The organism is Martelella alba (genome assembly GCF_005217455.1).
Taxonomy (GTDB): Bacteria; Pseudomonadota; Gammaproteobacteria; order Enterobacterales; family Enterobacteriaceae; genus Acerihabitans.
In genome coordinates this window covers 1-1,162 of sequence record NZ_SZPQ01000137.1, presented here as the reverse complement: position 1 = coordinate 1,162, position 1,162 = coordinate 1, and the positions used below count along the sequence as shown (strand labels likewise).

Here is a 1,162-nt window from a genome sequence, read left to right as displayed (position 1 = left end):
CAACCTTCGCGCCGGCTTTGCTCAGGCACTCCATAAACACTTTCATGCCCGCCGTCAGGCGTTCGTCCGCCGTGGCATCGGACATCGCCTGGCTGTCCTGCCAGATATTGATGTCGCTAAGCTGTGAAACGGGGTTCAGGTTGATTTTTTCAAACAAAGAGGCGTATACGCCGCCCGCAGCAGGGCGCTCCAACACTGTGGCTTCACCGACAGCGGCGTTTTCGTTTTGTACAGACATCGGTATTCCCCCAATTAATCCGTTATGGTGTTTTTCGGCGCCAGGGCTGACAGTTCGCCGCGTAGTGCATCGCTCAGCGCTGGATCCAGTAGTATTTGTTCGAAAGACTTGCGAAATGCCGTGTTGTCCAGAAGGTTGGACTTGAGGTCGCGAAGCAGGTTGCGCATGGAAAGCATGGCTTTGAGCTGAGGGATCTGCCGGGCAATCTGCTCCGGTTCAAAATCTTTCATATCCCGGAAGGTCAGATTGATATTTTCTTTACTGCCATCGCCAGCCAGGGTATTTTCCACGGCAAAGTTTACGGAAGGCGAATATTCGGTAAGCACACTATTAAAATTGTTTTTATTAATTTCCGCTTTTTCGCGTTCAGATAACGGCGCGGTTTCCCGTCCGTTACTGAAATCGCCGGCAACCAGTAATTTCAGCGGCAACTCGGTTTTCTTACCGTCCCCGCCGGTGTGTAAATCTAATTTTAGGTTGACTCGCGCCCTGGGTACTTCATTCTGAAATGAATCAAACATAACATATCCTTATATAATTTGCGTCCGACAGAATGCGCAGCGGCATCATTGATAAAAAGCGCCATGGAGACATTCCCCGGACAGTCAGAATGAAAAAGTTTCAAATTTTTACATGTTGAAATTAAACGAAAGATAAACAAGAATTAGATGCCCGCATCAAAGAAATGGATATTTAAAGCATCTCCGGCGACAACTTCCCGCCAGTATTGGGCTAATAGGCATTTTCGCCCTGTAGGTCCACGCTGGCATTAGCGAATAAAATATTGCGGTTTTATATTTCCGCTCCGGCCGGACATACTGATCGGCGCTGCCGCTCTTGCGAGAATAGCAATGCCCGTCCCCAATACCCCCATTGAGCAGGCCACCGCGAACGTTTCAAAGGTTAAGTAATTTTATTGATTCG

General features: G+C 48.6%; 2 protein-coding genes. Both read right to left on the bottom strand.

What is annotated here, in order from left to right; translation table 11 throughout:
• The coding region (locus FCN80_RS26050; protein ID WP_306767944.1) for a hypothetical protein at nucleotides 1-238 on the bottom strand (238 nt) is incomplete at its 3' end.
• 14 nt (nucleotides 239-252) lie between these two features.
• Nucleotides 253-759 (bottom strand): type VI secretion system contractile sheath small subunit, encoded by a 507-nt coding sequence (gene tssB / locus FCN80_RS26045; protein WP_136993262.1) that lies wholly within the window; start codon nucleotides 757-759, stop codon nucleotides 253-255.
• Nucleotides 760-1,162 lie beyond the last annotated feature (403 nt).

Coding starts and splice junctions, on each gene's coding strand:
- tssB (WP_136993262.1), bottom strand. CDS start 759: ATGTTTGATTCATTTCAGAATGAAGTACCCAGGGCGCGAGTCAACCTA.